This window comes from Rhizobium grahamii CCGE 502 (genome assembly GCF_000298315.2).
GTDB classification, from domain to species: domain Bacteria; phylum Pseudomonadota; class Alphaproteobacteria; order Rhizobiales; family Rhizobiaceae; genus Rhizobium; species Rhizobium grahamii.
Window position 1 is genome coordinate 308713 of sequence record NZ_AEYE02000003.1, and the last position, 26175, is coordinate 334887.

A 26175-nucleotide genomic window follows, 5' to 3' on the forward strand; every position below is an offset into this window, starting at 1 on the left:
GGCGCGATAGGTAAAGACGATGGCATCCCCCAAACACTTTCTCGATCTCTCCGCCGTCGCGGCATCCGACCTGCGGCTTATCATGAACGACGCGATGTCCCGCAAGCAGGCCTTCAAAGCCGGCCAAGGTGACAAGCCGCTCGCCGGCAAGATGCTGGCGATGATCTTCGAGAAGCCCTCGACTCGTACGCGCGTGTCTTTCGATGTTGGCATGCGCCAGCTCGGCGGAGAGACGCTGTTCCTGTCGGGTACCGAAATGCAACTCGGCCGCGCCGAGACGATCGGCGATACGGCGAAGGTACTGTCGCGCTATGTCGATGCGATCATGATCCGGACGACCGACCACGGTCGCATGCTGGAACTCGCGGAACACGCAACCGTTCCTGTCATCAACGCACTGACGGATGATACGCATCCCTGCCAGATCATGGCCGACATCATGACCTTCGAGGAGCATCGCGGCCCCATCAAGGGCAAGACCGTTGCCTGGACGGGCGACGGCAACAATGTGCTGCATTCTCTGATCGAAGGCGCTGCCCGCTTCGGCTATCGCATGAACATGGCGGTACCCCTTGGTTCCGAGCCAAAGGATCACTATCTGAACTGGGCCCGCAATGAAGGCGCCGAAATCATGCTTGGTCACGATGCTGACCGCGCGGTTGCCGGCGTCGATTGCGTGGTGACCGATACCTGGGTCTCCATGAATCAGGAACATCGGGCCCGGGGTCACAACGTCTTCCAGCCTTACCAGGTCAATTCGGCTTTGATGGCACAGGCCGACAAGGATGCATTGTTCATGCATTGCCTGCCAGCCCATCGCGGTGAGGAAGTTACAGACGAGGTGATCGACGGCCCGCAATCCGTGGTCTTCGATGAAGCGGAAAACCGCCTTCATGCGCAGAAGTCGATTCTTGCTTGGTGCCTGGGCGCGATCTGAACCATACTGGCGCCACGTTTGGCCGTAAGGCCCGTTGGCCGCGCGAGCGGATGGACACTCTTGCCCGCCCGCTCTCAGACTAGGAGAAGACCATGGCAGAACCTGCAGCCGCCCTCGGCGAATTCAATTTCGCCGGTGATGATCATGTCGTTCCTTTTCAGGTCGAGGGCCTGGATGTGCGCGGTCGCGCCGTCCAGCTCGGCCCGATGCTGGACGCGATCCTCGAGCGCCACCGCTATCCCGCGCCCGTCGCAAGGCTTCTTGCCGAAGTCGTCGTCTTAACGGTGCTGCTCGGCACGTCGCTGAAATTCGAAGGCAAGTTCACGGTCCAGACCAAGGGCGACGGCCCCGTGGACCTGCTTGTTTGCGATTTCTCGACGCCTGAGAACGTGCGTGCCTACGCACGGTTCAACCAGAGCCTCCTCGACAAGGCGATTGCCGCCGGCCAGATCGAACCTGAACAGCTGCTCGGCAAGGGCATGCTGGCCTTTACGATCGATCAGGGCAAGTTCAGCCAGCCCTATCAGGGCATCGTTGCGCTCGACGGTGCGACCCTCGAAGAGATTGCCGGCACCTATTTCCGCCAGTCGGAGCAGATCCCGACGCAAGTGCGTCTGGCCGCGGCCGAACTCTTCGATCGTGATGAAGCCGGCAAGCCGCGTCACCGCTGGCGGGCCGGGGGGCTCGTTGCCCAGTTTCTGCCAGAAGCACCGGAGCGCATGCGTCAGCCGGACCTGCATGGGGGAGACGGCGACACGACCGGCAGCACCCACAAGGAAGACGATGCCTGGACGGAAGCGCGCTCGCTCGTCGATACGATCGATGCCGACGAGTTGACCGATCCGCAGGTCGGCACCGAGCGGCTGCTATACCGACTGTTTCACGAGCGCGGCGTTCGCGTCTACGAGCCGCGCGAGGTCTTCGATCGTTGCAGCTGTTCGCGTGAGAAGATCAAGGGCGTGCTAAAGGGGTTCTCGAGCGAAGAAATCGATGCCAGTCAGGAAGACGGCAAGATCTCTGTCACCTGCGAATTCTGCTCCACCACCTATCGCTTCGAGGTGGAAGAGGTGGCGCAAGCTGCCGAGTGATCAGTTCAGGACCCTGAGAAGGCCTGGCGAATCCAGGGAGAAGGCGGGAATTTCGACATTGAAAAGCTCGCCTTCGTCGGTTTCCATCTGGTAGTGGCCGAACATCAGCCCTGATGGCGTATCCAGCGGGCAACCCGAGGAATATTCATAGGTATCGCCCGGAGAAAGTCGCGGCTGCTCGCCGACGACACCGGCCCCGGTGACCTCATCGACGATGCCGTTCTGATCGGTGATGTTCCAGTATCGGTTCACCAATCGCACGGTTTTGTCGGAATTGTTGCTGATGACGATCCTGTAGCCCCAGACATAGCGGTCGTCCTCCGGATCGGATTGCTCCTCCAGATAAAAAGGCTCGACGACAACTTCAATGTCTCGTGTAAGGGCGCGGTACATACCTACACCATAGTCAATATACGTTACCGGTATCTTATACAGCGACCGATCCGTCAATAAACCGATAGTCGATCACGTCCGAAATGCCTGTAATGGCAAGAAGTTTCGCGTATTAAGGCCGATTTTCGGCGGTCTTGCTTGCGACAAAGGGCGTATGGCTGTCGGCCGAATTTGCTTCAATCCGGCCGGCAGCCATACCAATCAGGCGTTTACTTTTGCGAGAGCCTGGGCGAAATCCTCGATCAGATCGTCCGTGTCCTCGATGCCTGCAGACAGACGAACGGTGCCGCCGGAAATGCCGAGCTCCGCCCGTGCTTCGTCCGTCAGGTTCTTGTGCGTCGTCGTCGCGGGATGCGTGATCAGGCTCTTGGCGTCACCGAGATTGTTGGAGATCTTGACGACATCAAGCGCGTTCTGCAGTGCGAAGGCCGCTTCCTTGCCGCCCTTCAGTTCGATGGCGACCAGTGTCGAGCCGCCCTTCATCTGCTTGGCGACGATGTCGGCCTGCGGATGATCCTTGCGGCCGGGATAGATGACCTTTGCGACCTTCGGCTGCTCGGCCAGGAAGTCGGCGATCTTCGCTGCGTTCTCGGTCTGCTGCTTGACGCGAAGCGGCAACGTCTCGAGCCCCTTCAGCAGCGTCCATGCCGTGAACGGCGACATGGCAGGGCCGGTGTGACGGTAGTAGTCCTGAAGATGTTCGCTGACCCACTCCTTGTCGGAGAGAATGACGCCGCCGAGGCTGCGGCCCTGGCCGTCGATGTGCTTGGTTGCCGAATAGACGACGATATGGGCGCCGAGTTCGAGCGGCTTCTGGAAGATCGGGGTCGCGAAGACGTTGTCGACCACGACCTTGGCGCCGATCTGGTTAGCGAGCTTGGCAACGCCGGCGATGTCGATCACCTCAAGGGTCGGGTTGGTCGGGCTTTCCAGGAAGAACACCTTGGTGGTTGGGCGGATCGCCTTTTCCCAGTTCTCGATATAGCGGCCATCAACGAGCGTGCATTCGATGCCGTATTTCGGCGCGAGTGTCTCGACGACCCACCTGCACGAACCGAAAAGTGCGCGGGCGGCAACGATGTGGTCGCCTGCCTTCAGCTGGCAGAGGATCGCGGCAGTGACGGCCGCCATGCCCGAAGCGGTAGCGCGGGCTTCCTCGGCGCCTTCGAGCGCGCACATGCGCTTCTCGAACATGTCGTTGGTGGGGCTGCCGTAGCGGGCGTAGATATAGCCCTCCGTCTCGCCCTTGAAGCGTGCTTCTGCCGCTTCCGCGCTGTCATAGACAAAGCCCTGCGTGAGGTAGATTGCTTCCGAGGTCTCGCCGTATTGCGAGCGCAGAGAGCCGTCGTGAACGAGTTGGGTTGCGGGGCGCCAGGTCTTGCTCATGAATCACCACTTTCAAACAACAAAAAAACCGGCCGCGAAAGCAGACCGGTTTTGCACCCGGTCCTTTTAGCCACTTGTTTAACGTGGCTGCAAGCCGACCGGCCAAATCACCACGGGATAAAAGTGCAATACTGCCGTTCTATGCTTGCGTCAATTCCTTGAGTTTGGTTTTGTCTCCACCGAATATGGATGGGGCATGATGGCTCGCGAAACAGGAATTTTGGCGGATCGCGCGATAGCTGCGCTCTTTGAGGCGGGACGCCTCATCAGCGAGCGCGACTTGGACCACGACCAGATCCAGCCGGCAAGCCTCGATCTCAGGCTCGGCGCAAGGGCTTTTCGCGTTCGCGCGAGCTTCATGCCGGGCCCATCCCATCTTGTGTCCGACAAGCTCGATCGCCTCAGCCTCCACGTCGTCGACCTCTCTGAAGGTGCGGTGCTTGAGACAGGCTGCGTTTATATCGTTCCGTTGATGGAGCGCCTCGACCTGCCGGCCGACATGTCGGCCTCAGCCAATCCGAAGAGCTCGACGGGACGGCTGGATATCTTCACGCGTGTCATCGCCGACTACGCGCAGGAGTTCGACAAGATCCCGGCCGGCTATTCCGGTCCGCTCTATCTCGAAATCAGCCCGCGCACCTTCCCGATCGTCGTGCGCCGCGGTTCGCGCCTGTCGCAGGTCCGCTTCCGCGTTGGCCATTCCCTGCTTGGCGAGCCGGAGCTTCTGGCGCTGCACGATGCCGAAACGCTGGTTGCCAGCAAGCAGCCGAACGTATCGGGCGGCGGCATTGCGCTGTCAATCGATCTCGCCGGCGACAAGGACGGCCTGATCGGTTATCGCGGCAAGCACCACACCGCGGTCGTCGATGTCGACAAGAAGGCACAGCACGATATCTACGATTTCTGGGAGCCGCTCTACAGCCGCGGCCGCAACGAGCTGATCCTGGATCCGGACGAGTTCTACATCCTCGTTTCGCGCGAAGCCATTCATGTGCCACCGCACTATGCGGCCGAGATGACACCCTTCGATCCCTTGGTCGGGGAATTCCGTGTGCACTATGCGGGCTTCTTTGATCCTGGCTTCGGCCATGCCCCCGCCGGTGGTCGTGGCAGCCGCGCCGTGCTTGAGGTTCGCAGCCACGAGGTCCCGTTTATCCTCGAAGACGGCCAGATCGTCGGTCGCCTCGTTTATGAGCACATGCAGGAGCATCCGGAAAGTCTCTATGGCTCCGGCCTCGGCTCCAACTATCAAGCGCAGGGCCTGAAACTCTCCAAGCATTTCCGCATCTGAAAACTCTGGCGTCGGCCATTATTCGGCGAGAGGCGGGGCAACATTCCTGCTGCTGATTTGGAGAAGCGGCGTCCGACGGCTGATAAAGGGTGGGCGGTAGAGCTTTCGCGAGCGCTGCTGTGTCCGTGCGGTGACGGTGTGCTGTTCCAGCTTGCCGACAAGGACCGATGGGCGCGCGAACATACGCTTCCAGAGGCCTCTTCCTGCCGCGAGCGGGTAAGCGCGCCGTGGCATCACTTCCGGCATTTCGCTGAAGATCCGCTGCACCATCTTCTGGCGAACCTCTTCCGGCGTTTTTTTGATTTCCCAGGCATCCCGCCGGTCCCTGATGCCGACGATTGACACAGATACGCCTGATCTCCCCCTGTCCATGGCGGTCACCTGGCCGGCGACATCGAAGTCGGCGAAAGGCGTAAAGATCAGAAGGTCACCCAACCGCATGTCGGCGAAGGCGACCTCGTCCTGTATGGTCATCCTTGCCTTGTGAATCGATATTGTGTCGAAGGTGCAGGGGACTGATTTGCCGCGGCTGGCGACATGCCCTTGGCGCTCGAGGGGAAACTCGATGTCGTCCAACGCCTCTCTTGGGAGCTCGATGCAGACGAGCAGTGACACGAAGGCGTAAACCATCACGACCATGCCCCATGCAACGCTGAAGCCGTCGAGATCATTGTAGGTTCCAAGCAGCGGTCCGTTCAGCATCCCGACAAATGTCAGCACAATGACGCAGAGAAATGTCCCGGCAATCGGATAAATGACTTCGACCCGTCCGCGATCCTCGCCCTTGGCCGTCACCTTGAAGGGGCGGCCGAACGGATGCAGGAGCGCATGAAAGAGGGCGATGGTGATCGGCACGGCGGAAACCATTTGCGACACTTCGGTAAAGAGCGGCAGGCTGCGTCCGCCCGAGACCCATGCGTGGAATGCCCACATGCCGGCGACCATCGGCAGTGCGTAGAGGAAGAAAGCCTCGGGCTCCATGCGGATGGCCGGCAGGCCAAGGAAGTAATAGAGCAGCGGTGCCGCCATCAGCAGCAGGATGAACGGGCGGCAGAACCAGAAAAGCAGGCCGTGAAAGTAGTGCATTCGCTGAACGAAGCTGAAGCCCTTGCCAAAGAAGGGACCGTCGCGAAGAAGCGCTACCTGGATAGTGCCAAGGCACCAACGGCAACGTTGCGTAATATAGCCGGAGAGGCTTTCGGCCGAGAGGCCGACGCTCAGACGCTCGTTCAGCCAGCGTGTCTTCAGCCCCTTCTGCAGCAGGCGGTAGGTGAGGTGGATATCCTCGGTTACCGTTTCCTGGGGCATGCCGCCAATCATAGCCAAGGCGTCCCGGCGAACGACGCATGACGTCCCGACACAGAACGCCGCCCCCCAGCCGTCCTTCGACGGCTGCATGACATCGAAGAAGATGCGCTGGTCATCCACCCAGGCTTTCGAGGCCAGGAGATTATGCTGGACGGGATCGGCGTTGTAATAAAACTGCGGGGTCTGGATGAGGCCGACATCCGTGTTGATGAACTGGCCCACCGTACGGTTCAGAATTGCACGCTGCGGTGCGAAATCCGCATCGAGGATCAGAATGAAGGGCGCGTTGGTTTCCTTCGCCGTCTGTCGTATCGCATTGTTGATGTTGCCGCCCTTGGCGCCGGCATTGTCCTCGCGCCTCAGGTAGCGGACGTCGACCTCTGCGCAGTAATCCCGCAGCCAATCACGCCGTCCGTCGTCAAGCACCCAAACCGTGAAATTGCTGTAGTCGATCGCCTTGGCGGCAAGGATCGTTCGCTCCAGGATCGATAGTTCCTCGTTGTAGGTGCAGATGAAAACATCCACGGCAGGCTGTCGGGCAAGTCTTGCCAGCAGTGCCTCGCTGGCGTCGGCCGCGCCGTGATGATCGGTTCGCCGGAAAAAGAAGACGATCGACAAGACCGTGTAGAGGATGACGACCAGTTCGAAGGACAAATAAATCCTCGGCCAGACGGCATAGGCGCTCCATTCGAAGTCCGGCAAGGTCTTCGTGAGGCGAAAATATAGGTAGTTCGACAGCATCACGACGAGGATCGAACCGAAAATAATCCGGTCGACGCCACGGCGGCTGTCGAGAAGCCAGCTGCATCCCAGTATCAGTGCAATGGCCAACGCCGAAAACAGCATCGAATCGGACAGCGTGACTACTTCTGGGGACATGGGGACTCCTTGCCATTGGACGCCTGGCCCGCGGTGCCAACAAAGGGGTTGAGATCAAGCGCGGCAAGGACGGCCCAGCCTGTGGCGCCGATATGCGGCAAACGGTAGTACTTGAAGTCGCCTGGCGTAGAGTTCGGCCCGACCTGGAGGCCAGTGGACAGCTGTTCGTTGACCGTCGCGTAGACCAGGTTGCCGGGGGTCCGCTGAGCTTCGATCGTCTTGAACAACGGCTTTGCCTTTGCCCCTTGGCCGGTAAGGCGAAGCACGAGAGCTGCCTGCGCCGTTCCTTCGAGCCAGATCCCGTCTCGGTCGCTGTTGAAGTCGAAGCCTCCGTCGACGCCGTGATGGATTTCCGTCCACTCGATCACGCGACTGGCCTTGCCCCTGAAATCGGGAACCGCAATCAGAGGCCAAAGCTCCGCATCGAGGCCGGACATCTCGATGTTCGGAGCATTGCTATCGGGCACGCTGCCGATAAAGAAGCGCCCTTCGCCCTCGTTCCACATGGCTTCGAGGAACTGCAGAGCGCTGTCGCCTTGGTGCTGCCAGTCTCCGCCGTCGTCAAGCCGCGCAAGCCAGCGGTCCGCCGCGTAGACGTCGAGATTATGCTCGGTCGACTTCCACGTCATCCGCTCGGGCGTGGGCTCATGGCCGAAGTAGCCGCCGAAGTAGCCGGCGTTCCGGGGATCTGCCGTGCTTCGATGGATCCAATCCATGATTTTGCGGGCGGCATCGAGATAGGCAGGCTGCTCTGTTTCCTCAAAAGCCATCAGCAGCGCCAGTGCGCCCCAGGCGGTGCTGCCCGTTGCCGACCCCACCTGGTAACCGTCTTCGATCCAGGAGTTGCTGGTCGCATTCCAGTAACCCGGCAGCAGCATCCCCTCCTTGCCTGGGATGACCGGTCCCGACCGATATGCGTTGCGAAGGCGTCCGTCGTGGTAGTGACGATCGGTCTCCAACGCGAGTACCAGCGCGTCCGCAACCCGGCGCGCCTCCTTTTTTCGCTGACAGCCATAGAGCGCCATCAACGCGACAGCATTGTCGTAGGTGAAGCCCGTATTCTCGAGAGCCGGGTGCAGCGCGGAACCACCATTCGCAGGCTCGAAGCTGCGAAAGATGAAAGGCTGTTCCGGCTCGCCGCTCATTTGTGCGGCCAAGCCGTCACAAAGCGAGCAAGCCAACTGCCTGCGTTGTTCATCGTCAGCCTCTGCGGACGAGGCGAAAAGGGTAGTGCCCATCAGGATGAACGCAAGCACTGGCAAGGTTTGCATTGACCACTTCGCACGCTTCATTCCTGCCTCGCAATACAACGGTTGAGATCGGCGTGGTGTTATGGGGCTGCGGTCTGAGCGCTCGCGGCGCGCGGACGGACGGTCTTGTCGAATAATGTCGAGGCGGAGAGGATATTGCCGGAAGAGAAGACGGTGTTGACGGCAAGTCTTGAATAGCGGACGACCCGCGAAACCATCGTCTCCCCGAGTGAGACGATGACGTCTTCGCCGACGTGGCATCCGAAGAATTTATCGTTGCTCCGCTGTGCCGTCGTCGCCTCGTCCGCGGCCGGCTCATCCATCTTGACCAGCACGTAGACTTCATGGCCCTCGGCTTCCGGGAATTTTGCAAAGTACCGGTTCTCAGGCCCCGAATTGAAGTATCGAACGATCTTGTAGATGTGGGCGTTTCGCTTGACCCCCAGGCTACGGAAATTGACCATCGCCGGCATGCCGATCTCAAGTGACGTCACGTCGCGGCTTCGATAGACGGCGGCGGCAAAGGCGTCGTTGCAATCCAGCGATTTGGCGACCGGTTGCCCCTGCATGACGAAATCGCCGAAGGAGGCATCCACGCTGACAATCTGGCCGTGCCGCTCCGCCACGACCTCTGCGGCACCGGTCTTGCCAAGGCGTCCCTCTTCGCGTCCAATGAAGTTTTCGACCTGCTGCTTGCGCTCTGCCATCTGGTTGATTTCGATGGTGTCTTCGGCGATATCGCCGGAGAGCTTCGACCGCTGCATCTCGAGCGTCAGAAGGTTGGCGGCAACCGTGCCCCCGGTATAGATATCGCGGCTGACAAGCGATTGGACGATCTCGTTGCGGCGCAGTTCGCCCCTCGCGGCGTCGAGCTCGTATTGGGCCGCATTACGCTTCTGGCGCTGAGGCTCGATACTCGCGTCGGAGACGAGGCCCTTTTTCAAGAGGACCAGTTGCCGCTGCAGCAGCGCATCCTGCTCGCTGAGGCGTGCCTCGTATGTCTGGACGTTGGATTTCGCATTGTCGATCACCGCGGATAACTCGCTGAGCACACCGTCCTTCACGCTGGCGATCTGGGCTTTGACCTTCGCCAGTTGCTCGTTGCGTTCCGCAACCACGCTCGTCGTATTGTTGAGCTTCTCCGCCAGGTCGAGTTTCTCGAGCCTCAGTCCCGTCAGCGAAGTTTGGTCCTGGTTGGGATTGGAAACTGTCGCCATCACGTCGCCGAGATTGACGATCTGACCGACCTGCAGCGCAATCTTGTCGACCCTGCCATAGATTGGCGAAGCAATCATTTGTACGGGAGCGTTGACGACGGCGCGCGTCGAGACGATGAAAAACTGATTGGGGATCATCGCCATTGCGATGATGAAGACAAGCATAAAGGCAAATGAGTAGCCCAGTATGCGAGATATCAAAAGTATCCTGTGATCACGATGATCAAGGCTAGCAGTTGCGTCCTTCATTTTCTTCAATCCTGACGTTGTCACGATCTCGATGAACTGAAGGGCGTTTCCAAAGTTATTTTGTTTTGTTTCTGCCGGCGCTTATAACATTGGGGTTAGTCTTGGTAAAATGACATTTCCTTATTAAAAGGAGGTAGTGACAGGGCGTTGCGCTAAAGTCGCAGCAGTGGGCCGAGGCCGCAATCCATTACCGCAACTTCTTGCCGGCTCGTTTTTGTCGGCTTGACAGACACCGCCATCTGTAGAAAGTCTCGCTCTAATGCGGGTGTAGCTCAATGGTAGAGCAGCAGCTTCCCAAGCTGAATACGAGGGTTCGATTCCCTTCACCCGCTCCAAAATCAACGATAGTTAGCCGAGCATCTTCCGACGGTTTCCCGCCGCGCTGCCAAAACGGACATGCGAAGTTGCGGAACACTCCGACGCCGCCGTCGTTAACTTCCAGTCCAACAACGCAAGGAGAAAGCGCCATGGATTGGAACCGCGTCGAAGGAAACTGGAAACAGATGAAGGGCAAGATCAAGGAGCAGTGGGGCAAACTCACCGACGACGACCTTGATCAGATTGCCGGCAAACGCGACCAGTTGGAAGGCAAGATTCAGGAGCGCTACGGCATCGAGCGCGATCGCGCGCGGCGAGACATCGATGATTGGTACGGCAATCAGACCTGGCACTGACCCCGACAGCCCGGAGATAACCCTCCGGGCTTTCCACGTCGCTAATCCAGCGCCACGAAGTCGATCTTCGTCATGAAGCCACGATCTATGAGTTGTTGTGGTCCGTCATAGCGGATCGAGTGATCGTAACTAAAATCGATTTCCCCTTCGCGATCGAGGATATCCATCATTTTCTGATAGTGCTCGGATGCATTGTAGTGCTGCTTGCCCTCCACCGCTTCCGTTATTTTCGCCTTGTAATTGGTGTAGAATTTGAAGTGCAGAATAGCGCCCCATATCGACGGGAAGTTGCGGCCGTAGGGCAGGGGCTGATGAAGGCTGCTGCCGAACAGGCACGCATTATCCCAGTAGATCAACGGGTACTTTATAAGCTCGTTGCCCTCTCCAAATTTTCGGCCTCGTGGGCCGCCCTTGACACTGACGCCCCGCTTTTTGATCGTCGAAACGTAGCTGTCGCCGTCAAAATAGCGCGAGAACTGCCACGGCCTTTCTATCCAAGGTGGTGCCGAACCGATTTCGCTCAGGTTCGGGTACATATCCAGCATCGGGGCGGCCATTCGCTTGAGATTTTGAGCTTCAAGTCTGCGGATAAGCAACGGCAGCGGTTGGTTGAAGCAGTCGTCGTAGACAAGGAATTCATCGGAATCGACGTTTAGATACCATCGATCGAGACCATATTTGGAAAACAGACTTTCTCGCCAATTTCGGCCGCGTCTTGCCTCGCCAAATCGTACTGGCGACGTCCAAACGTCGACATCCGGCTCGCTCAGCAAAGCCTCGCGTGTTCCGTCGGTGGAAACGTCGTCCACACAGATGAACCGCGTTACACCCAGTTGGCGATAGTGTTGGATGAACGCGCCTAAGAGGGCAACGTCGTTATGCGTGACAAAGACAAGCGGCACATCGGCCAGCATAAGGGGCTTGATCTCGCGAAGTGGCTGAATCGTCACATCGGTTCTATTGCGCCTCTCGCGACGAGTTACACGAAGCGTTTCGTAGGCGGTCCGGAGACGATCGAGGAAGGATCGCGCAAGGTCCGGCGCGCCAGAGGGGAATGGGTAGTTCATGAGCTGGACACCGAACTCCTAGAATATCCAAAGCAGCTTATAGCGCGTTTTCCGGCGTGCATCGTTCCAGCACATCCTGAAAAACTTCGCTCTTGTCAGAAGACCAACCGGCGGCAGTTTGTCGACGAGACGGTAGCAGCCAAGAGTGTATGTCAGTCGCTGCGAAAGCTTGTCACGGAACCCCTTCGCCCCGTACTTTTGCTGCGAGCCGGATCCTTCCCTGAAATCGAGGGTGGGGCCGGAGACATAGGTGACCAGATCGCGAACAACAAATTCCGAGAGGACATAAGACGCAAAGCCCCAAGGATTGCCGAGCTCGTACCAGCGCGCCATCAAGATGTCGACTGACTGCGACCTGAACAGGCCGTAAATCCACTCCGACGGAAATGTCAGGTTCCGTGGGACGCGTCCCCTTGCGTATGACTTCTGGAAATCGAATATGTTGACTGCCGGGCTTTTCAGCTTAAAGCCCTTGTCGTTGAAGCTCTTTGTCGGGCAGGCGGCCAGCAACTTCGTGCCATCCGCGTCAAGCGCCTCGACCAACTTTCCCAGGAAATCCCGAGATGAAAGGTCGTCCGCTGCCCTGAGGCAAAAATACTCTGCGGCTTCAGCGCCGAGCTTTACGGCCTTGGCGAAATTAGCCTCGGCACTCAGGTGGGCGTCGTTTGATACGATCGAAAAGCGGGCGTCTTTCTCGCAAAAACGCTGCGCTACCTGCAATGTCTCATCTGTCGAGCAGTTGTTGAGAACAATGGCCCGGAAATCAACGAAATCCTGATCCGCAATGGATTGTAGGCTCTCCTGCAAGGTCGCGGCACCGTTAAAGACCGGAAACATCACCACAACTCTGGCATTTATCGGCATAACATCACCACAGACACGAAGAGAGCCGATACCGGCGAGGGACAGGTTGCTGGTTTTAAACCGCCGCTGATTTACCTCCTTGGCGCAGAAATGCAACGATTCCGTCGCCAGATGCCTTGATCTGCCCAAAAGGACGTCCCTAAGACGTAGGCCTGCAGCAAACCGCAGTAGTTGACAATCTTCTAATAAACATAGTTAATTTTTAACTATTCTCCGATATCACGGGAACGCAGACGACCCCTTGGTCGTTGTCGGCATGATCAGGAGGAGTGGCAGCATGCTTTTGAAGATTTTCACGGCAAAGCGCGAAATCCGGGACAATGGCGATACCGGCACCTACGCGGACGGCTACCATGCCCCGGAGGTGGTTCTTGCGTCAGCCCGCGAAGACGACCGTGCCTCCTATGAGCGTGACTACGGTCGAGGTCGCAAGGTCGAGCAGATCCCGCTTGGGTTCGCCTGAGTTCGCATTTTAGCTCGTCTCTCGGCGCAATTTTGCGCCCTGCAGCGAAGCCATGGCCATTGATGTCGGAAGACTGTGAATGAGAAGGGCGGCATTGAGCCGCCCTTTGTTTTGATCGATATTGCCGGGATCAGAATTCCGTCCAGTCGGCATCGTCGCGCGCGCTGGAAGGCGCACTACCAGCCCCGAAGGCGCTTGCGAGCTTTTGCCCGAGTGCCCGCGCCGGCGAGCTGGAGGGGCGGGTAACGCCTGCGGTAGCGATACGGACAGGCGCCTTTCTCGTCGCGATCGGCGGTGCAGTCGGGCGCGGTGTGGAATGGGTCGCGGCGTTTGGCGGCGGCGCAGCGGCAACGGTTGCACTGAAGTCGCCGGTGCCGGTGAGCTTGAATTGGTCGAGCAAATTGTTCAGCGCCGCCGCTTCTGTGGCGAGCTTGTGGCTTGCCGCAGTGCTTTCCTCAACCATGGCCGCATTCTTCTGCGTCCCCTGGTCCATGGTGTTCACCGCCGTGTTGATCTCCTGCAAGCCCGTCGCTTGTTCGCGCGCCGCTTCCGCAATCGCATCGACGTGTTGGTTGATCTCCTGAACCTCATGCACAATGGCATCAAGCGCCTTGCCGGTTTCGCCGACAAGCGACACGCCAGTCTGCACGTGATCGCCGGATGTCGTGATCAGCGACTTGATTTCCCGGGCGGCATTGGCCGAGCGCTGCGCGAGTTCGCGCACTTCCTGGGCGACGACGGCAAAGCCCTTGCCGGCTTCCCCGGCACGAGCCGCCTCGACGCCGGCATTGAGCGCGAGCAGGTTCGTCTGGAAGGCGATGTCATCGATAACGCCGATGATGTTGCCAATTTCCGCAGAGGATTGCTCGATCTGTTGCATGGCGTTGACGGCCTTGCGGACGACCTGACCGGACTTTTCGGCACCGGAGCGCGTGCGCTTCACGAGCCCGCGGGCTTCGTCGGCGCGTCTTGCGGCATCCTTCACCGTCGTGGTGATTTCCTCGAGGGCAGCGGCTGTCTCCTCGACGGAAGCTGCCTGCTGCTCGGTCCGTTTCGAAAGCTCATCCGCCGAAGCGCGGATCTCGCTTGCACCCGCGGTAATGGCGCGGGCATTGGCGCCGACCGTCTGCATGGTGTCGTTCAGGCGCAGGATGGAGTTGTTGAAGTCCTGTCGCAGGATGTCGAGATCGCCGACGAAAGCCGTGTCGATCCGTGATGCGAGGTCGCCCGCAGCCAGCCGTCGCAAGCCATCGCCAAGTGCGCCCACGGCACGCGATAGGTCAGCGGCCTCGGTTGCGCGCTGCGCTTCGCGCTCGCGGCGTTCGCTGTCGCTGAAACTGCGGCTCTTCTCGGCCTCGCCCTCAAGCCGGATCCGCTCAAGAGCGTTGTCGCGGAAGACGGCAACTGCGCCGGCCATCTGGCCTACCTCGTCGCGACGGTCAAGGCCGTCGACATCGCTCTTGGTGTCGCCCTGGGCAAGCTGCATCATCCGGTCCCGCAGACGAGCCATCGGGGCAGCGATTCCCGCCTGCGCAATCCATATCGAGAGGCCGAGCGCGCCAATGACGGCGAGCCCGATCAGCGCGAAAGAGAGTGTGATGCGCTTGTTGACGGTAACGGAGAGCGCGTCGCCGCCATCGTTCAGCAACGCCATCAGCGCGTCGTTGTTGGCGATCATTTTGGAGGTGACGGCGTTGAGCTTGGCGTTCAGCATGCTCGCCGCAAGCTGTGCGCCTGCATTGTCCTTCGCCTTTGCAAGGTCGATGACCTTGGCGGAAAGCGCCTCCATCTCACCAATTCCGGCGAGGATGTCGTCGATCGCTTGCTTGCGGCTTGGGACCAGGGCGGACGCCTGCTCCAGGCGTTCGCGCGCCTGAGGCATTTTGCTGGGCGTTGCGAGCGCGGTATCGAAAGCAGGCGTGTCCGGCTTGAGGCCGGCGATCAGCGTGACCTGAAGCACGGCGGCAGTCGCCGATGCGCTGGCGCGCGATGCCTGCATGGCCGCCAACGCCTCGTGATCGATGAAGGCGCTGTAGGTAGCGTCGGCACCACGGAATTCGGTGATGACATAAGTGAGGCCTCCGAGCGCGATCGCGCCGAGAAGCGCGACGACGGAGATGATCTTCGTCCTGATTTTGAGGTTCATCAGCATGGATGTGTCCAGTCGCTTGATCCGACCGATGGGGCCGGCTATGGCAGCATTTTGAGAGGCAGGGCATGTCGCAGGATACGGCACGGTGGTATGCCTTGAAGGCTCGACATGCGCATCATGCATTTCGGCCCGCAAGCCGGCGTCGTCCCGGCGAATAGAATGGGACATTGTTTAATGCGGCCCTAACGCTTGGCGCCTATCCCAGGAAAAATTTGAGGCCTGCTGCCTGGGGCTGAATAACGCTAGAAGCGGCGCAACTTCTCACTGCTGCTGACGGGGATATGGGGCGTCTTGTCCCAGAAGAAGGGTTTCCTTGGCAGCTCGAAAAGCGCACGCCATGCCGCGACCGATATCATCATCCAATAGAGCGGAACATAGAGCCAGCGCCAGCCGACACTGCGCTTTTCCTCGCGCAGCATCACGACTCTGCCGAGCAGCAGAAACAGGCCATAACTTGCCGCCATGTTGGCAAGATCGAGCAGGAAGAGCGCGCCCTCGCTGCTGCCTGTGGGCGGAAAACCGAACGCGAGGTAACCGGCGGTGGTGACCAAGAGCATGATCAGCCAGGGATGGGTTAGCGAGGAAAGCAGCATGCCGCCGATCAGCAACTGGAACATCAGGAAGCCGCCCATGCCCATCTCGCGCAGGAGGCGTGCCGGCTCGCGCATCATCACCAGCCAGGTCTGTAGCCAGCCTTTGAACCAGCGAGTCCGCTGGTTGAGCCAGACCTTGAACGTGGCCGGGGCATCCTCGTAGGTCGGGCAGTCGATGACGCCGCACCTGTGGCCCAGCCTATGGAGCCGCATGCCAAGATCGGCGTCTTCAGTGACGTTGTGGGGATCCCAGCCGCCGCACGCCCTAAGGTCGGCGACGCGCATGTGATTGGAAGTTCCGCCAAGCGGTACCGGCATGCGCCATCGTGCCAGCATTGGCAGCAGCATACGAAACAGGGCAGCATATTCCAGCGCGAACACCGCGCTGATCCACGATGCTGATCCGTTGGAAATGACGAGCGGTGCCTGAAGGCAGACGACATCAGGCGGGCTCGCGGCAAACTGCGCATAGGCGGCACGCAATTGGTCGGGGTGGGGACGGTCCTCGGCGTCGTAGATCGCCACGAATTCGCCGCGCGCGCCGGCCAGCGCGTAGTTCAACGCCTTCGGTTTTGTACGCGGATGAGCCGGCGGCACCTCGACGATCTCGAATTGCGCTTCAAGATGTTCAGATCTCAGCGCCTCGATCGTCGCATGATCGTCCGCCTCACACACCAGCTTGATATCGAGCCTTGAGGCCGGCCAGTTCAGCCGGCGAAGCGCCCTGACGAGTTGGGCTACCACGTCTGCTTCCCTATAGAGGGCAATGAGGACGGTGTAGACGGGGAGACGTTCCGATGCAGGCAGGCTCGGAACCCCGCTCTTGCGGTCCACGAGGGCGGCCGCTCGGACAAGGATTGCGGCCAGATAAAGCAGAGAGATCGCCGCGTGCAGGACAGTCAGACTGAGTGTGCCAGTGGCAACGGCGAAGGCGAAGGCGCAGACGCTCGCCCCAGCTAGAAATCCCTGCTTGCCTGACAGGACAATCCGGGCGCTGAAGCGAGCCTTGTCCTCAAACAGTGTCGTGACACTTTCTCGCAGCCGCCTGACGCTGCCGGTTCGCCATACCGCAGCGCGCAATGCAGCCGGCGTCGTGATGACGATGCTGTCGGCCAGTCCCGGCTTCGTCTCGAATGCCTGTGAGAGTGCCGCGAGGTTTCGGGCCTCCGGCACAATTGCGAGCATGCCTTTGTTGATATAGTTGAGGCGGACGCAGCGGGCCTGTGCGAGCTGGCTGTCGAGCGCCTTGTCGTCGTTGACGAGAGAACTATCGATTGTCGGAAGAAATGGAAGCCGAAGCCCGCGTGCCAGCGAGGCGTAGTAGCTGTCGGCGTCGACCGCGCCGCCGGCAAGCAGTTCCTGTTCGATGCTGGTGCCATTGCGGCGGGCGAGTTGCATTGCACGGGCGATTGTCGGCTTGCCGATGCCGAGTTGCAGCAGAACCTCGGCTTCCTGGTCATAGGAATCGTTCGCTACGCGCGCCGGTGGTGGCGCGTCGTGGCGTGTTGAATGATCATACAAGCGCGCACGGGCCTCGATACTGCCCGGCGCATATTCCCCGACCCGCATGACTCTGATACACCGTTTTCAGAATGGCAGTGCATGCTTTCCCCAGGGCGGATCATAATGGTGCAATTTAAACTAGCATCCCTGAATCTTAAGGGGCTACGCAGCTTTTGGCTGTCTCTGGTTGTGTTTTTTTGCCCGTTTCTGGCGTTCGCGCAGCAGGCGACGCCGAATTTGCCTCTGCTGTTCGATTCCAGGGAACGGCTTGCAAAGCCGGATCTTTCGTCGCTCGTGCGCCTGCGTTTCCTGACGACCATCGATTTTCCGCCATTCAACTTTACGGATCAGAACGGCAAGCTTGCCGGCTTCAATATCGATCTCGCCCGCGAGGTCTGTAACGAACTGGAGATTGCAAACAAATGCCAGATCCAGGCGCTGCCGTTCGCTGACCTGAATGCCGCGCTTGCCGCCTCGCAGGGCGATGCCGTGATTGCGGGCATTGCAGTCAGCGAGGAACTGCGACGGCAGTTCGCCTTTTCGCGCCCGTACCTGATGTTGCCGGCACGCTTCGTTCTCAATCTGAAGGCGCCGATCAAGGGCAGGGATGCGAGTGCCCTGGCCGACCATCCGGTCGGCGTCGTCAAAGCGACCGCACATGAGGCCATGCTGGCCGCTTATTTCCCGAAGGTGAAAGCCGTACCGTTCGACAACAAGGACGCGCTTCTGGCGGCGCTGAAGGATGGTAAGGTCGACGCTGCCTTCGCGGATTCGCTCCAGCTTTCGTTCTGGGTATCGTCGCCGGCGTCGTCGAAGTGCTGCGCGCTCTTCGACGGTCCCTACCTGTCCGAGCAGTTTCTTGGCGAGGGCATGACAATCATGCTGCGCCAGAAGGACGATGTTCTGACGGCTGCGCTCGACCACGCGCTGGCAGCGTTGTCGCGTAGCGGCCGACTGCAGGAAATCTACCTTCGCTATTTCCCTTACGGCCTGTATTAACCCTTGCGGAAGCGGGCGATCGCGCTGCGCTCAATGGCTGCGCAGGTGAGCTTGTCGAGACCGAGGCGGTCGCGCAGCAGGCTGAGCAGGCGCAGTTCTTCGGCCTTGACCGAGAGATCGGCGGAAGCGACTTCCACCGCCAGCGCATAGGCCGTGTCGTAGAGGCGCGAGGGCAGCGTGTCCTTGACGGTTTCGAGCACGATGTCGAGGCCTTCGGGGCCGGCGAGCAGCGCTGCGCAGTCGCGCGCCACGGAAATCAGCTTCTCGTCGTCGAAATCACGAAAGACCGGCAGGAAGCCGATCAGTTGGCCGATGCGCTCCATCTCGCGATCGTTCATCGTGCTGTCGACGGCGGATGCCATCACCATCACGTAGATCAGTGCGTCATAGGCAGAAAGCGGCTTGTTCATATCTCGATGATCCCTCTGGAACGAGCCCAGAGTCTAGGAACTGGCCAGCGACATTACAAGCCGTCGGACGGCAGATCCAAGGGCGGATCCTCAGGGGTGGCAGTTTCAACGGTGCTGCGAGGGTCGTCGCCATAGATGCCTTTGCCCGCCTGCCTTGCCGTCTCGCCGGCTTCGGCCAATGCTGATCCTTTTTCCGCTTCTGCCCAGCCGTTTGCAACAAGCCACTGCGAAATGTCCTGGGTACCGATCCTGCAGGCTGTGGTCACCGTGCCCGTCCATTCGGCGTTGTCGAGATCGCAGCGCACGGTCCTGAGGCGCAGAAACAGCCGTACATTGGTTTTTGCCAACATCCCGCAGGGCCATTCCCGGCCTTTGCTGTCAGTGCATGTCCTGTCTGCCGGCGTGGGCGTGATCCCGGCAAGATGCAAGCGACGGTCGCCGAATGTGAGGATGCCGGCGCTTTCGGCGATCGGCCGAACAAGGTTCACGCCGGCGTCTTCGACAGGCTTTCTCGGTCGCTTCGGCTCCACCGCGGCGATGCGCTCGAGCGGCTTGCCGTCGATGGCCGCCGGGTAGAACTGGCTGGCCTCGTCGACACGCCGCGCGTGCATGCTGTCCTCGGGATTTGTCGTCGGTGGGGCCGGGGCGTGGGGAGGTGCATCAATTTCCGCAGGGGCTGCCGTTTCCACTGGATCGATAGCCGCACCAAGCCGTTGTCCGCCAGCCGCGATCAGGCCGGCGACAATTCCGATCCCTGCAACAGCCGTCAGAATTGCCGCAGGACGCATGGAATATCTTCCTACTGGCTGGCCCAGATGATGCGGGCGATCCAATCGACGTCGGAAAGCTCGATCGTCCGGTTCGGATGTTCGGGATTGAGTGACATCAATTCGATCGACCGCGGGCTCTGGCGCAACAGCACCTTCGCCATCACTTCGCCTTCGCGCGTCTTGACGACGACACGGTCGTTGCGGCGAACTTGCGCACCTGGCTCGACGATCAGAACGTCGCCGTCGCGGTAGAGCGGCATCATGCTCTCGCCCTGGACCTCGAGCGCATAGACGCCCGCTTTCTGTGATGGCGCTGCGGGAAATTCCACGACGTCCCAGCCTTGCCCGGCCGGAAAGCCGCCATCATCGAAGAAGCCACCGGCACCGGCCTGTGCAAAGCCGAGAAGCGGGATGGAGCTGCCTTGCGGCGGGAAGGCACCGTCCGGAAGGCTGGAAAAACTTCCCGTGGGGCGCATGAAGGTCAGGAACTGCTCCATGCTGGCGCCCGTTGCGTCCAGCACCTTGGCGATCGATTCCGTCGAAGGCCAGCGCAACCGCCCATCGGCAGAGAGCCGTTTGGATTTGTTGAAGGAGGTCGGGTCGAGCCCCGCCCGCCGGGCAAGACCTGAAGGTGTCAGGTCATGCCGTTCGGCAAGCCTGTCGATCGCCCCCCAGATCTGCTCGTGTGACAGCATGTCGCCTGATTCCTGCGCGCGTGCGCGATCCTTCACGGCGAAATATTACCCGCAAGCCCATCCGGAGTAAAGAGATGAAAGGAATAAAATCCTGTCCCGGATCAGGCGACCATCGCCATGTTGATCTTGCCGAGCTGGATGACCGCCTGCGTGCGGCTATCGACATTGAGCTTGAGCAGGATGGCCGAGACATGCGCCTTAATCGTCGCCTCGGAAACGCCGAGCTCGTAGGCGATCTGCTTGTTGAGGAGCCCTTCCGCCAACATGGTCAGCACACGGCTCTGCTGTGGCGTCAGCGTATGCAGCCGGTGGATCAGGTCGGCGACGTCGGGGTCCTGCTCCTGGCCGTCGCGATAGCTCTCTGGTGTGGCGATATCGCCGGCGAGGACCGTCTGGATGCCGCGGCGAATGTCGTCGATCCCCGAGGATTTGGAGATGAAGCCGGATGCGCCGAGTTCCAGTGCGCGTCGGATCGTGGTGGCGTCATCGGTGGCCGAGATAATGACGATCGGCAGCCCGGCAAATTCGGAGCGCAGCGCCATCAGTCCAGAAAAGCCGCTGACGCCAGGCATCGAAAGATCGAGCAGCATCAGATCCGCCTCGGGATGCTTACCGGCGGCCATCCGTGCTGCAGCAAAATCGCCGGCCTCAACGATCTCGGGGTGGCTTTCCATGCCGATCACAGCCTGGCGAAGCGCATCCCGGAAAAGCGGATGGTCGTCGGCAATGATGATTGTCTGTTCCTGCATCGATAACTCCCTCCCAAGAGCTCGACTGCCGCGTCATGTCTCGTGCTCCTCACGCGATACATGCCGTCATTCCGATGCGACTATAGCAAATCATGTCTTTTGCGGAAGGGTATTGCGGTCCTCTTCGCTTTGGAATTCCTTGACTATCCCCATGAAGCTGCGCATCCAGCGCTCCATGATGCCGATCGAGCGGTTGATTTCCTCGTCGGAGGGCAAGGCCTTGTTGACGATACTTTTGTTCTCCAGTGCCGTGACGCGAGCCGAAAGCCGGTCGAGCTCCTGTTCGTAAGCCGCCCGCTCATCGGCGGCCATCCGGCAGACGAGCGTGCCGTCCTTTTCCTCGCAAAGCGACATGGCCCCGGTCTGCCTGTCGAGACGCACGAAGTGGTCGCCGCTCCGCTCCAGCTGGAAGCGCGACGCTTCCGTTTCCGCTGCCTGGACGCCGAGCGGCAGAAGAAGCGCGAAGAGGCCGATTGTGATATTTCTCATGGTTTCCTCCGGAAATCTCGGTGGCCACCGCATTTTTCACGGCGAAGCGTGGACATCGCCGCCGCTTTGCGGCAAAGCCCGGGAAAGATCAGCCATACCGAGGTTATCATGACCCTGACACCCACGCTTTACAAGATCGTGACGGCAACGCTTTGGCAGGAGGCAAAGGCCGCTGGCGTTTTTCGCGGTGCTCCGATCGACCTTGCGGACGGCTACATCCACTTCTCGACAGCCACGCAGGTCAAGCAGACGGCGGCGCTTTATTTTGCCGGCCAGACGGGTCTTCTGCTTGTTGCTGTCGATAGCAGCAAGTTCGGCGATGAGCTCCTCTTTGAACCCTCGCGCGACGGCGCTCTCTTCCCGCATCTCTATGCGGAACTACCGCTCTCGGTTGTGTTGTGGGAGGCGCCACTTCCCCTTGATGTCGCCGGCCAGCACATCTTTCCGGACCTCGCGCCATGATCGATCTTTTCAAGTACGCCGCCCGCAAGGGTCTCTTCCTCTTCGACCCGGAAACGGCACACGGCATGTCGATTGCCGCGCTGAAGGCGGGGGCCGTACCGGCCTGCCGGGTCGCGCCGGATCCGCGTCTGCGGCAGACCGTTGCCGGTCTCGATTTCATCAATCCGATCGGCATGGCTGCCGGCTACGACAAGAACGCCGAGGTTCCCGAAGCGCTGTTGAAGATCGGCTTCGGCTTTACCGAGATCGGCACCGTGACGCCGAAGGCCCAGCCTGGCAATCCGCGCCCGCGTATCTTCCGTCTGGTCGAGGATGAGGGCGTCATCAACCGCCTCGGCTTCAACAATGAAGGCCACGATGCCGCCTTTGCGCGCCTCGCGATCATTCGTGGCAACGGCATGATCGGCGTCAACATCGGCGCCAACAAGAACAGCGAAGACCGCATCGGCGACTATGTCCTCGGCATCCGCCGGTTCTATTCCGTTGCCCGTTATTTCACCGCCAACATCTCGTCGCCGAATACGCCGGGCCTGCGTGATCTGCAGGCGCGCGAAAGCCTAGCGGCCCTTTTGTCGGCAGTGCTTGCCGCTCGCGACGCCGAAGCCGAGAAGGCAGGCACAAAGATCCCGGTCTTCCTGAAAATCGCACCCGATCTCACCGAAGAGGGCATGGACGACATCGCCGCCGAAGCGCTGTCGCATGCCCTGGACGGCCTGATCGTCTCGAACACGACGCTCTCCCGCGAAGGCCTCAGGGACCAGCATCAGGCGAAGGAAACGGGCGGGCTTTCCGGCAAGCCGCTCTTTGATAAATCGACCGCCGTCCTTGCCAAGATGCGCAAGCGCGTCGGTCCGGCTCTGCCGATCATCGGCGTCGGGGGCGTCTCGTCTGCGGAAACGGCGCTCGAGAAGATCAAGGCCGGCGCCGATCTCGTGCAGCTCTATTCCTGCATGGTCTATGAAGGGCCAGGCCTGCCGGGCACGGTCGTTCGCGGCCTCTCGAAGCTGCTGGATCGGGAGCAAGTCAAATCCGTCCGCGACCTCAGGGACACGAAGACGGATTACTGGGCGGCACGGAACGTCTGATCCGCCCGCGGCCGCACGAGCATCGCAAGGAAGACGCCGCGAAACAGCAGAAAGCCGTTCATCGCCAACCATAGGCCGTGGTTGCCGAATAGCGGCACGAAGATGGCCAGCGCTAAGAGATAGCCGGCAAACGACATCAGCATTCGATTGCGCATGTCGGTCGACCATGTGGCGCCGATGAACACGCCATCCATCAGGAAGGCGAGCGCGCCGGTAAGCCCGGTGACGGCGGCCCAAGGCAGGTAGGTTTCGGCCGCCTGCTGTACTTCGGGCGAAGTGGTCAGCACCGAAATCAGCCACGGACCGGCCAGCAGAAAGAACACCGAGATGATGCCTGCAAGCCCGAACGACCAGAGCGCCGTTAGCTTCAGGCCGCGGTCGAAGGCCGGCCGGTATCGCGCCCCGATCGCCCGGCCGGTGATCTGTTCCGCCGCGTTGGCAAGTCCGTCGAGATAGTATCCGGAAAGCAGGAAGAAGTTCATCAGCACGGCGTTGGCGGCAAGCGTGACCGCTCCGAAACTCGTGCCGATCCGTGTCATCAGAGTGAAAGCGGCGAGCAGCACGAAGGTGCGGATCAAAATGTCGCGGTTCAGCGCGAAGAGCTCGGCTAGGCGATGCCGCGAGAAAATCTCCGTGCGTGTCGGCCGATGCTCGCGATCGAAGCCGCGAAGGACGATCAGCAGGCCGACGACGGCACCGGCTGTCTCGCCGACCATCGTACCCCAGGCAACGCCCGCCACGCCCCAGTCAAGCCAGAGGCCGAGGTAGATCGCCAGTATGATGTTGATGCCGTTGATGATCGTCTGCAGCAACAGGCCGACGGTGCCCTGGCCGCGGCCGAGCACGAAGCCGAGGATCGCGTAGTTGGCAAGCGCTGCCGGGCCGGCAAGGATGCGGATGGAGAAATAGGTGCTGGTGGCGGCCGCAACGGCGCTCTCCGGTCCCATCAGCTTCAGCCCCGCTGCAAGCAGCAGCGGCGACAGACAGAGAAGTGCTATGCCGCAACCGAGCGCGGAGATTAGCGCCCGCCAGAAAACACCCTGCTCGGCGTGCCGGTCGTGCCGCCCGAAGGCCTGCGCCGTCAGACCCGTCGTTGAGGCGCGCAGGAAGTTGAAGCTGCCGAGGATGAGGTCGAAGAGCATGGCGCCGATCGCAAGCCCCGCCAATGCGTCCGGCTGACCCATATGGCCGACGACGCCCGTGTCCACGAGGCCAAGAAGCGGCGTGGTCATGAAGCCGAGCGTCATCGGAATTGCAATCGACAGCACCAGTCGGTGCGTCACGTCGAATGCCAGCCTGTTCTCGTGACCGTGCGTATCCATGTCTGCCTCTGAGGAAGGAGGCAGAATCGCCTCAGCCGGAAAGCACCATTGCCCAATAGGGCACGCTTTTGGAAGCAGAATTGCGTGCCACCGCAACGCCGAGACCATTGTAACGGCCCAGCATGTTCTCCAGATGGTGCGGAGAGTTGATCCAGGCGGTCACAACGGCGGGGACCGATTGCTGCCCGGCCGCGATGTTTTCAGCGGCCGGCATCTGTACGCCGCTTGCCTTGACGCGCGGGGCAAAGCCGTCGCCGATGCCCATGACGTGCTTCATCTTGCCGGCCGATGCCATGCGCTTGGCCTGGAACATCGCCGCATCCTTGGCTGCGGGGTCGGCCGAAAGCGGCGGCAGCCCGTTCTTGGCGCGCAACTGGTTGACGAGCGGCAGGGCGTCCGCCGTTTCGTCTTCGCCGGCCGACGGCGTGGAAGCGAACTTGGGCGCGGTCGTGCAGCTTGCAACACTTGCGACGAGAACGAGGCCGGAAATGTGCAGCAGCCCGCGCCGCGAGAGGATCAGAGAGGTCATGTTATCGCCGATAGCTGAAGAGACGGATGATGACGAAGATGGGGATGACGACGGTCGCACCAAGCAACAGGTAGTCGCCGACGCGTCCCAAAGCGGCAAAGCCGCGATGCCAGACTTCCAGAACGAAATTGCGGAGGCCATAGACGAAATCCAGCGGCGCCCACCCGAACACGGCCATGATGAAGCCGACGATCAGCGATACGACCAAAAGCTTGACCAACGTGCGGCCGAGGGAATCGCCGAGAAACTTGTTCACCTGATCGGACATGCGCCATCTCCTGTTTATCCCTGAAATACGGCCGCGAATCGCCGCTCGCAAGCCTTTTTCAGGTCTGGCGCCTCCGCCTCTGAAATAGGACTTGAGTTTTTTTGTGGCCGCAGCCAAATGCGAGCCGATCCCAACAGGTCCTTACCATGCAGCCCAACCAGCTCACCTCAGGCGACGTGATCGCCGACCGCCGCGCAGACTATGCCAAGATGCTCGACGAAAGCGGCGAGCCGGATGCGGCTGCTGAATTGATGGAGCAGGCGCTGGAGCTTGCTCCTCGCTGGGCGGCCGGCTGGTATAGGCTCGCCGGCTACCGCGAGAAGGCCGGTGACAGGGCAGGCGCAATCGAGGCCTACCGGCAGACTTTGGAAGTCACTCCCGAGGATATTTTCGGCGCCGGGCTGAAGCTTGCGCTGCTCGGCGATGTCGCAACGCCGGGCCAGCCACCGAGCAGCTATGTCGAGCGACTGTTTGACGACTACGCCGATCGCTTCGAGACCTCGCTGGTGGAAAAGCTGGATTACAGCGTCCCGGTCAAGCTTGCTGCGCTCGTTGCCACCACGGGCAGGAACTATGCGCTCGCCGTGGACCTCGGTTGCGGTACCGGCCTGCTTGGACCGGAAATCCGCGACAGCGTCGCGCGGCTCGAGGGCTTCGACCTGTCGCAGAATATGCTTTCCAAGGCCGCCGAGAAGCATGTCTACGATCACCTGGCCCAGGCCGACCTGTCGCTGGCGCCGGACGCAACCGGTCTCTTTGCAGAGGGTGCAATGCACCGTGCCGACCTTGTCACCGCAGCCGACGTGCTGATGTATCTCGGCAATCTCGAAAGCCTGTTCGCGGCTGTTTCAGCGCTTGTTGTGGCCGGTGCCGATTTCGCTTTTTCGGTCGAGGATGCGGGCGAGGGCGATGGTTTCCATCTTGCGCCGTCGCTGCGCTACGCCCATTCCGAAACCTACGTCCGCGCGCTCTGCCTCCGCCACGGCCTCGATGTCGCCGCCGTCAGTAAGACAGCCATTCGCAAAGATGGCGCAAACGTCATTTCAGGCATTCTGTTCCTTACGCGCAAGGCCGCATAGCGGA

The 26175-nt window shown here is 60.5% G+C and carries 26 protein-coding genes, 1 tRNA gene and 1 riboswitch; of the genes, 10 read left to right on the forward strand and 17 right to left on the reverse strand.

Features of this window, described 5'->3' with window-relative positions; genetic code table 11:
* Nucleotides 1-19 precede the first annotated feature (19 nt).
* Together argF and RGCCGE502_RS02650 are read left to right on the forward strand one after the other, a co-directional pair.
* Nucleotides 20-937 (forward strand): ornithine carbamoyltransferase, encoded by a 918-nt coding sequence (gene argF, locus RGCCGE502_RS02645; protein WP_016552619.1) that lies wholly within the window; start codon nucleotides 20-22, stop codon nucleotides 935-937.
* Nucleotides 938-1029: 92 nt separating this feature from the next.
* Nucleotides 1030-2025 carry an Hsp33 family molecular chaperone gene (locus tag RGCCGE502_RS02650; protein WP_016552620.1) on the forward strand — a complete coding sequence of 332 codons (996 nt, stop codon included), beginning with the start codon at nucleotides 1030-1032 and terminating at the stop codon, nucleotides 2023-2025.
* On the opposite strand, the gene apaG is transcribed toward RGCCGE502_RS02650, so the two are convergent.
* Nucleotides 2026-2418 (reverse strand): Co2+/Mg2+ efflux facilitator ApaG/CorD, encoded by a 393-nt coding sequence (gene apaG / locus RGCCGE502_RS02655; protein WP_016552621.1) that lies wholly within the window; start codon nucleotides 2416-2418, stop codon nucleotides 2026-2028. It lies immediately after the preceding gene.
* A gap of 201 nt (nucleotides 2419-2619) precedes the next feature.
* Nucleotides 2620-3804, reverse strand: coding sequence for an O-succinylhomoserine sulfhydrylase (locus RGCCGE502_RS02660; protein WP_016552622.1), 1185 nt, complete (start codon nucleotides 3802-3804; stop codon nucleotides 2620-2622).
* Nucleotides 3805-3849: 45 nt separating this feature from the next.
* A riboswitch (SAM riboswitch) is annotated at nucleotides 3850-3928 on the reverse strand.
* Nucleotides 3929-4000: 72 nt separating this feature from the next.
* On the opposite strand from RGCCGE502_RS02660, the gene RGCCGE502_RS02665 reads away from it, so the two are divergent.
* Nucleotides 4001-5095: a 2'-deoxycytidine 5'-triphosphate deaminase gene (locus RGCCGE502_RS02665; RefSeq protein WP_019279632.1), complete on the forward strand. Its 1095-nt coding sequence runs from the start codon at nucleotides 4001-4003 to the stop codon at nucleotides 5093-5095.
* A gap of 18 nt (nucleotides 5096-5113) precedes the next feature.
* On the opposite strand, the gene RGCCGE502_RS02670 is transcribed toward RGCCGE502_RS02665, so the two are convergent.
* Genes RGCCGE502_RS02670 through RGCCGE502_RS02680 form a run of 3 tightly spaced genes read right to left on the reverse strand, consistent with a single transcriptional unit; the run spans nucleotide 5114 to nucleotide 9998 of the window.
* Entirely contained in the window at nucleotides 5114-7282 is a 2169-nt protein-coding gene (locus RGCCGE502_RS02670; protein ID WP_016552624.1) for a glycosyltransferase family 2 protein, read from the reverse strand.
* Entirely contained in the window at nucleotides 7267-8553 is a 1287-nt protein-coding gene (locus RGCCGE502_RS02675) for a glucosidase family protein (RefSeq protein WP_016552625.1), read from the reverse strand. The genes RGCCGE502_RS02670 and RGCCGE502_RS02675 overlap by 16 nt, the downstream gene beginning before the upstream one ends.
* 59 nt (nucleotides 8554-8612) lie before the next feature.
* On the reverse strand, nucleotides 8613-9998 hold the full coding sequence (locus RGCCGE502_RS02680) for an HlyD family secretion protein (RefSeq protein ID WP_016552626.1): 1386 nt from the start codon (nucleotides 9996-9998) through the stop codon (nucleotides 8613-8615).
* Between the two features lie 261 nt (nucleotides 9999-10259).
* Here RGCCGE502_RS02680 and RGCCGE502_RS02685 point away from each other — a divergent pair.
* Together RGCCGE502_RS02685 and RGCCGE502_RS02690 are read left to right on the forward strand one after the other, a co-directional pair.
* Nucleotides 10260-10333, forward strand: a tRNA-Gly gene (locus RGCCGE502_RS02685).
* Nucleotides 10334-10465: 132 nt separating this feature from the next.
* The gene (locus RGCCGE502_RS02690) at nucleotides 10466-10672 is read left to right on the forward strand and encodes a CsbD family protein (protein WP_016552627.1); all 207 of its coding nucleotides are present in this window, start codon (nucleotides 10466-10468) and stop codon (nucleotides 10670-10672) included.
* A 41-nt stretch (nucleotides 10673-10713) separates the two neighbouring features.
* On the opposite strand, the gene RGCCGE502_RS02695 is transcribed toward RGCCGE502_RS02690, so the two are convergent.
* Together RGCCGE502_RS02695 and RGCCGE502_RS02700 are read right to left on the reverse strand one after the other, a co-directional pair.
* On the reverse strand, nucleotides 10714-11739 hold the full coding sequence (locus tag RGCCGE502_RS02695; RefSeq protein ID WP_016552628.1) for a glycosyltransferase family 2 protein: 1026 nt from the start codon (nucleotides 11737-11739) through the stop codon (nucleotides 10714-10716).
* Between the two features lie 18 nt (nucleotides 11740-11757).
* Entirely contained in the window at nucleotides 11758-12576 is an 819-nt protein-coding gene (locus tag RGCCGE502_RS02700) for a glycosyltransferase family 2 protein (RefSeq protein WP_016552629.1), read from the reverse strand.
* A gap of 304 nt (nucleotides 12577-12880) precedes the next feature.
* Here RGCCGE502_RS02700 and RGCCGE502_RS02705 point away from each other — a divergent pair, with 304 nt between their 5' ends.
* Entirely contained in the window at nucleotides 12881-13066 is a 186-nt protein-coding gene (locus tag RGCCGE502_RS02705) for a hypothetical protein (protein ID WP_016552630.1), read from the forward strand.
* 130 nt (nucleotides 13067-13196) lie between these two features.
* On the opposite strand, the gene RGCCGE502_RS02710 is transcribed toward RGCCGE502_RS02705, so the two are convergent.
* Together RGCCGE502_RS02710 and RGCCGE502_RS02715 are read right to left on the reverse strand one after the other, a co-directional pair.
* Nucleotides 13197-15218, reverse strand: coding sequence for a methyl-accepting chemotaxis protein (locus tag RGCCGE502_RS02710; protein ID WP_016552631.1), 2022 nt, complete (start codon nucleotides 15216-15218; stop codon nucleotides 13197-13199).
* 242 nt (nucleotides 15219-15460) lie between these two features.
* Entirely contained in the window at nucleotides 15461-17380 is a 1920-nt protein-coding gene (locus RGCCGE502_RS02715; RefSeq protein ID WP_016552632.1) for a glycosyltransferase family 2 protein, read from the reverse strand.
* 57 nt (nucleotides 17381-17437) lie between these two features.
* On the opposite strand from RGCCGE502_RS02715, the gene RGCCGE502_RS02720 reads away from it, so the two are divergent.
* The gene (locus tag RGCCGE502_RS02720; RefSeq protein ID WP_019279636.1) at nucleotides 17438-18313 is read left to right on the forward strand and encodes a transporter substrate-binding domain-containing protein; all 876 of its coding nucleotides are present in this window, start codon (nucleotides 17438-17440) and stop codon (nucleotides 18311-18313) included.
* Here RGCCGE502_RS02720 and RGCCGE502_RS02725 read toward each other — a convergent pair.
* The 5 genes from RGCCGE502_RS02725 to RGCCGE502_RS02745 all read right to left on the reverse strand — a co-directional run bounded on the left by RGCCGE502_RS02725 (nucleotide 18310) and on the right by RGCCGE502_RS02745 (nucleotide 21426).
* A complete protein-coding gene (locus RGCCGE502_RS02725; RefSeq protein WP_016552634.1) occupies nucleotides 18310-18723 on the reverse strand; it encodes a tellurite resistance TerB family protein in 414 nt (137 codons plus the stop codon). The genes RGCCGE502_RS02720 and RGCCGE502_RS02725 overlap by 4 nt on opposite strands.
* 53 nt (nucleotides 18724-18776) lie before the next feature.
* Nucleotides 18777-19511, reverse strand: coding sequence for a thermonuclease family protein (locus RGCCGE502_RS02730; RefSeq protein WP_016552635.1), 735 nt, complete (start codon nucleotides 19509-19511; stop codon nucleotides 18777-18779).
* A gap of 11 nt (nucleotides 19512-19522) precedes the next feature.
* Nucleotides 19523-20188 (reverse strand): S24 family peptidase, encoded by a 666-nt coding sequence (locus RGCCGE502_RS02735; protein ID WP_016552636.1) that lies wholly within the window; start codon nucleotides 20186-20188, stop codon nucleotides 19523-19525.
* A 101-nt stretch (nucleotides 20189-20289) separates the two neighbouring features.
* Nucleotides 20290-20937: a response regulator gene (locus RGCCGE502_RS02740; RefSeq protein ID WP_016552637.1), complete on the reverse strand. Its 648-nt coding sequence runs from the start codon at nucleotides 20935-20937 to the stop codon at nucleotides 20290-20292.
* Nucleotides 20938-21027: 90 nt separating this feature from the next.
* Nucleotides 21028-21426 (reverse strand): hypothetical protein, encoded by a 399-nt coding sequence (locus RGCCGE502_RS02745; protein WP_016552638.1) that lies wholly within the window; start codon nucleotides 21424-21426, stop codon nucleotides 21028-21030.
* Between the two features lie 48 nt (nucleotides 21427-21474).
* Between RGCCGE502_RS02745 and RGCCGE502_RS02750 the strand changes: the two genes are divergently transcribed.
* Nucleotides 21475-21888 carry a DUF952 domain-containing protein gene (locus tag RGCCGE502_RS02750; protein ID WP_016552639.1) on the forward strand — a complete coding sequence of 138 codons (414 nt, stop codon included), beginning with the start codon at nucleotides 21475-21477 and terminating at the stop codon, nucleotides 21886-21888.
* Nucleotides 21885-22973 (forward strand): quinone-dependent dihydroorotate dehydrogenase, encoded by a 1089-nt coding sequence (locus RGCCGE502_RS02755; protein ID WP_016552640.1) that lies wholly within the window; start codon nucleotides 21885-21887, stop codon nucleotides 22971-22973. The genes RGCCGE502_RS02750 and RGCCGE502_RS02755 overlap by 4 nt, the downstream gene beginning before the upstream one ends.
* Here the strand turns inward: RGCCGE502_RS02755 and RGCCGE502_RS02760 are convergent.
* From RGCCGE502_RS02760 to RGCCGE502_RS02770, 3 genes are read right to left on the reverse strand one after another with little or no spacing between them, the layout of a single operon-like run.
* Nucleotides 22949-24295, reverse strand: coding sequence for an MATE family efflux transporter (locus RGCCGE502_RS02760; RefSeq protein ID WP_016552641.1), 1347 nt, complete (start codon nucleotides 24293-24295; stop codon nucleotides 22949-22951). The genes RGCCGE502_RS02755 and RGCCGE502_RS02760 overlap by 25 nt on opposite strands.
* A gap of 31 nt (nucleotides 24296-24326) precedes the next feature.
* Nucleotides 24327-24824, reverse strand: a complete 498-nt coding sequence (locus tag RGCCGE502_RS02765) for a CAP domain-containing protein (protein WP_016552642.1) — start codon at nucleotides 24822-24824, stop codon at nucleotides 24327-24329.
* 1 nt (nucleotide 24825) lies between these two features.
* Entirely contained in the window at nucleotides 24826-25092 is a 267-nt protein-coding gene (locus RGCCGE502_RS02770; protein WP_016552643.1) for a DUF6460 domain-containing protein, read from the reverse strand.
* Between the two features lie 146 nt (nucleotides 25093-25238).
* On the opposite strand from RGCCGE502_RS02770, the gene RGCCGE502_RS02775 reads away from it, so the two are divergent.
* Entirely contained in the window at nucleotides 25239-26171 is a 933-nt protein-coding gene (locus tag RGCCGE502_RS02775) for a class I SAM-dependent methyltransferase (RefSeq protein ID WP_016552644.1), read from the forward strand.
* Nucleotides 26172-26175 lie beyond the last annotated feature (4 nt).

Bases quoted from the DNA above. Each gene is read 5' to 3' on its own strand.
- RGCCGE502_RS02715 (WP_016552632.1), bottom strand. From the start codon at position 17,380: ATGCGGGTCGGGGAATATGCGCCGGGCAGTATCGAGGCCCGTGCGCGC.
- RGCCGE502_RS02735 (WP_016552636.1), bottom strand. From the start codon at position 20,188: ATGCTGTCACACGAGCAGATCTGGGGGGCGATCGACAGGCTTGCCGAA.
- RGCCGE502_RS02740 (WP_016552637.1), bottom strand. From the start codon at position 20,937: ATGCAGGAACAGACAATCATCATTGCCGACGACCATCCGCTTTTCCGG.
- RGCCGE502_RS02705 (WP_016552630.1), top strand. From the start codon at position 12,881: ATGCTTTTGAAGATTTTCACGGCAAAGCGCGAAATCCGGGACAATGGC.
- RGCCGE502_RS02675 (WP_016552625.1), bottom strand. From the start codon at position 8,553: ATGCAAACCTTGCCAGTGCTTGCGTTCATCCTGATGGGCACTACCCTT.
- RGCCGE502_RS02755 (WP_016552640.1), top strand. From the start codon at position 21,885: ATGATCGATCTTTTCAAGTACGCCGCCCGCAAGGGTCTCTTCCTCTTC.
- argF (WP_016552619.1), top strand. From the start codon at position 20: ATGGCATCCCCCAAACACTTTCTCGATCTCTCCGCCGTCGCGGCATCC.
- RGCCGE502_RS02670 (WP_016552624.1), bottom strand. From the start codon at position 7,282: ATGTCCCCAGAAGTAGTCACGCTGTCCGATTCGATGCTGTTTTCGGCG.
- RGCCGE502_RS02665 (WP_019279632.1), top strand. From the start codon at position 4,001: ATGATGGCTCGCGAAACAGGAATTTTGGCGGATCGCGCGATAGCTGCG.
- RGCCGE502_RS02710 (WP_016552631.1), bottom strand. From the start codon at position 15,218: ATGCTGATGAACCTCAAAATCAGGACGAAGATCATCTCCGTCGTCGCG.
- RGCCGE502_RS02760 (WP_016552641.1), bottom strand. From the start codon at position 24,295: ATGGATACGCACGGTCACGAGAACAGGCTGGCATTCGACGTGACGCAC.
- RGCCGE502_RS02680 (WP_016552626.1), bottom strand. From the start codon at position 9,998: ATGAAGGACGCAACTGCTAGCCTTGATCATCGTGATCACAGGATACTT.
- RGCCGE502_RS02690 (WP_016552627.1), top strand. From the start codon at position 10,466: ATGGATTGGAACCGCGTCGAAGGAAACTGGAAACAGATGAAGGGCAAG.
- RGCCGE502_RS02700 (WP_016552629.1), bottom strand. From the start codon at position 12,576: ATGTTTCCGGTCTTTAACGGTGCCGCGACCTTGCAGGAGAGCCTACAA.
- RGCCGE502_RS02730 (WP_016552635.1), bottom strand. From the start codon at position 19,511: ATGCGTCCTGCGGCAATTCTGACGGCTGTTGCAGGGATCGGAATTGTC.
- RGCCGE502_RS02770 (WP_016552643.1), bottom strand. From the start codon at position 25,092: ATGTCCGATCAGGTGAACAAGTTTCTCGGCGATTCCCTCGGCCGCACG.
- RGCCGE502_RS02695 (WP_016552628.1), bottom strand. From the start codon at position 11,739: ATGAACTACCCATTCCCCTCTGGCGCGCCGGACCTTGCGCGATCCTTC.
- RGCCGE502_RS02745 (WP_016552638.1), bottom strand. From the start codon at position 21,426: ATGAGAAATATCACAATCGGCCTCTTCGCGCTTCTTCTGCCGCTCGGC.
- RGCCGE502_RS02650 (WP_016552620.1), top strand. From the start codon at position 1,030: ATGGCAGAACCTGCAGCCGCCCTCGGCGAATTCAATTTCGCCGGTGAT.
- RGCCGE502_RS02775 (WP_016552644.1), top strand. From the start codon at position 25,239: ATGCAGCCCAACCAGCTCACCTCAGGCGACGTGATCGCCGACCGCCGC.
- RGCCGE502_RS02765 (WP_016552642.1), bottom strand. From the start codon at position 24,824: ATGACCTCTCTGATCCTCTCGCGGCGCGGGCTGCTGCACATTTCCGGC.
- apaG (WP_016552621.1), bottom strand. From the start codon at position 2,418: ATGTACCGCGCCCTTACACGAGACATTGAAGTTGTCGTCGAGCCTTTT.
- RGCCGE502_RS02720 (WP_019279636.1), top strand. From the start codon at position 17,438: ATGGTGCAATTTAAACTAGCATCCCTGAATCTTAAGGGGCTACGCAGC.
- RGCCGE502_RS02660 (WP_016552622.1), bottom strand. From the start codon at position 3,804: ATGAGCAAGACCTGGCGCCCCGCAACCCAACTCGTTCACGACGGCTCT.
- RGCCGE502_RS02725 (WP_016552634.1), bottom strand. From the start codon at position 18,723: ATGAACAAGCCGCTTTCTGCCTATGACGCACTGATCTACGTGATGGTG.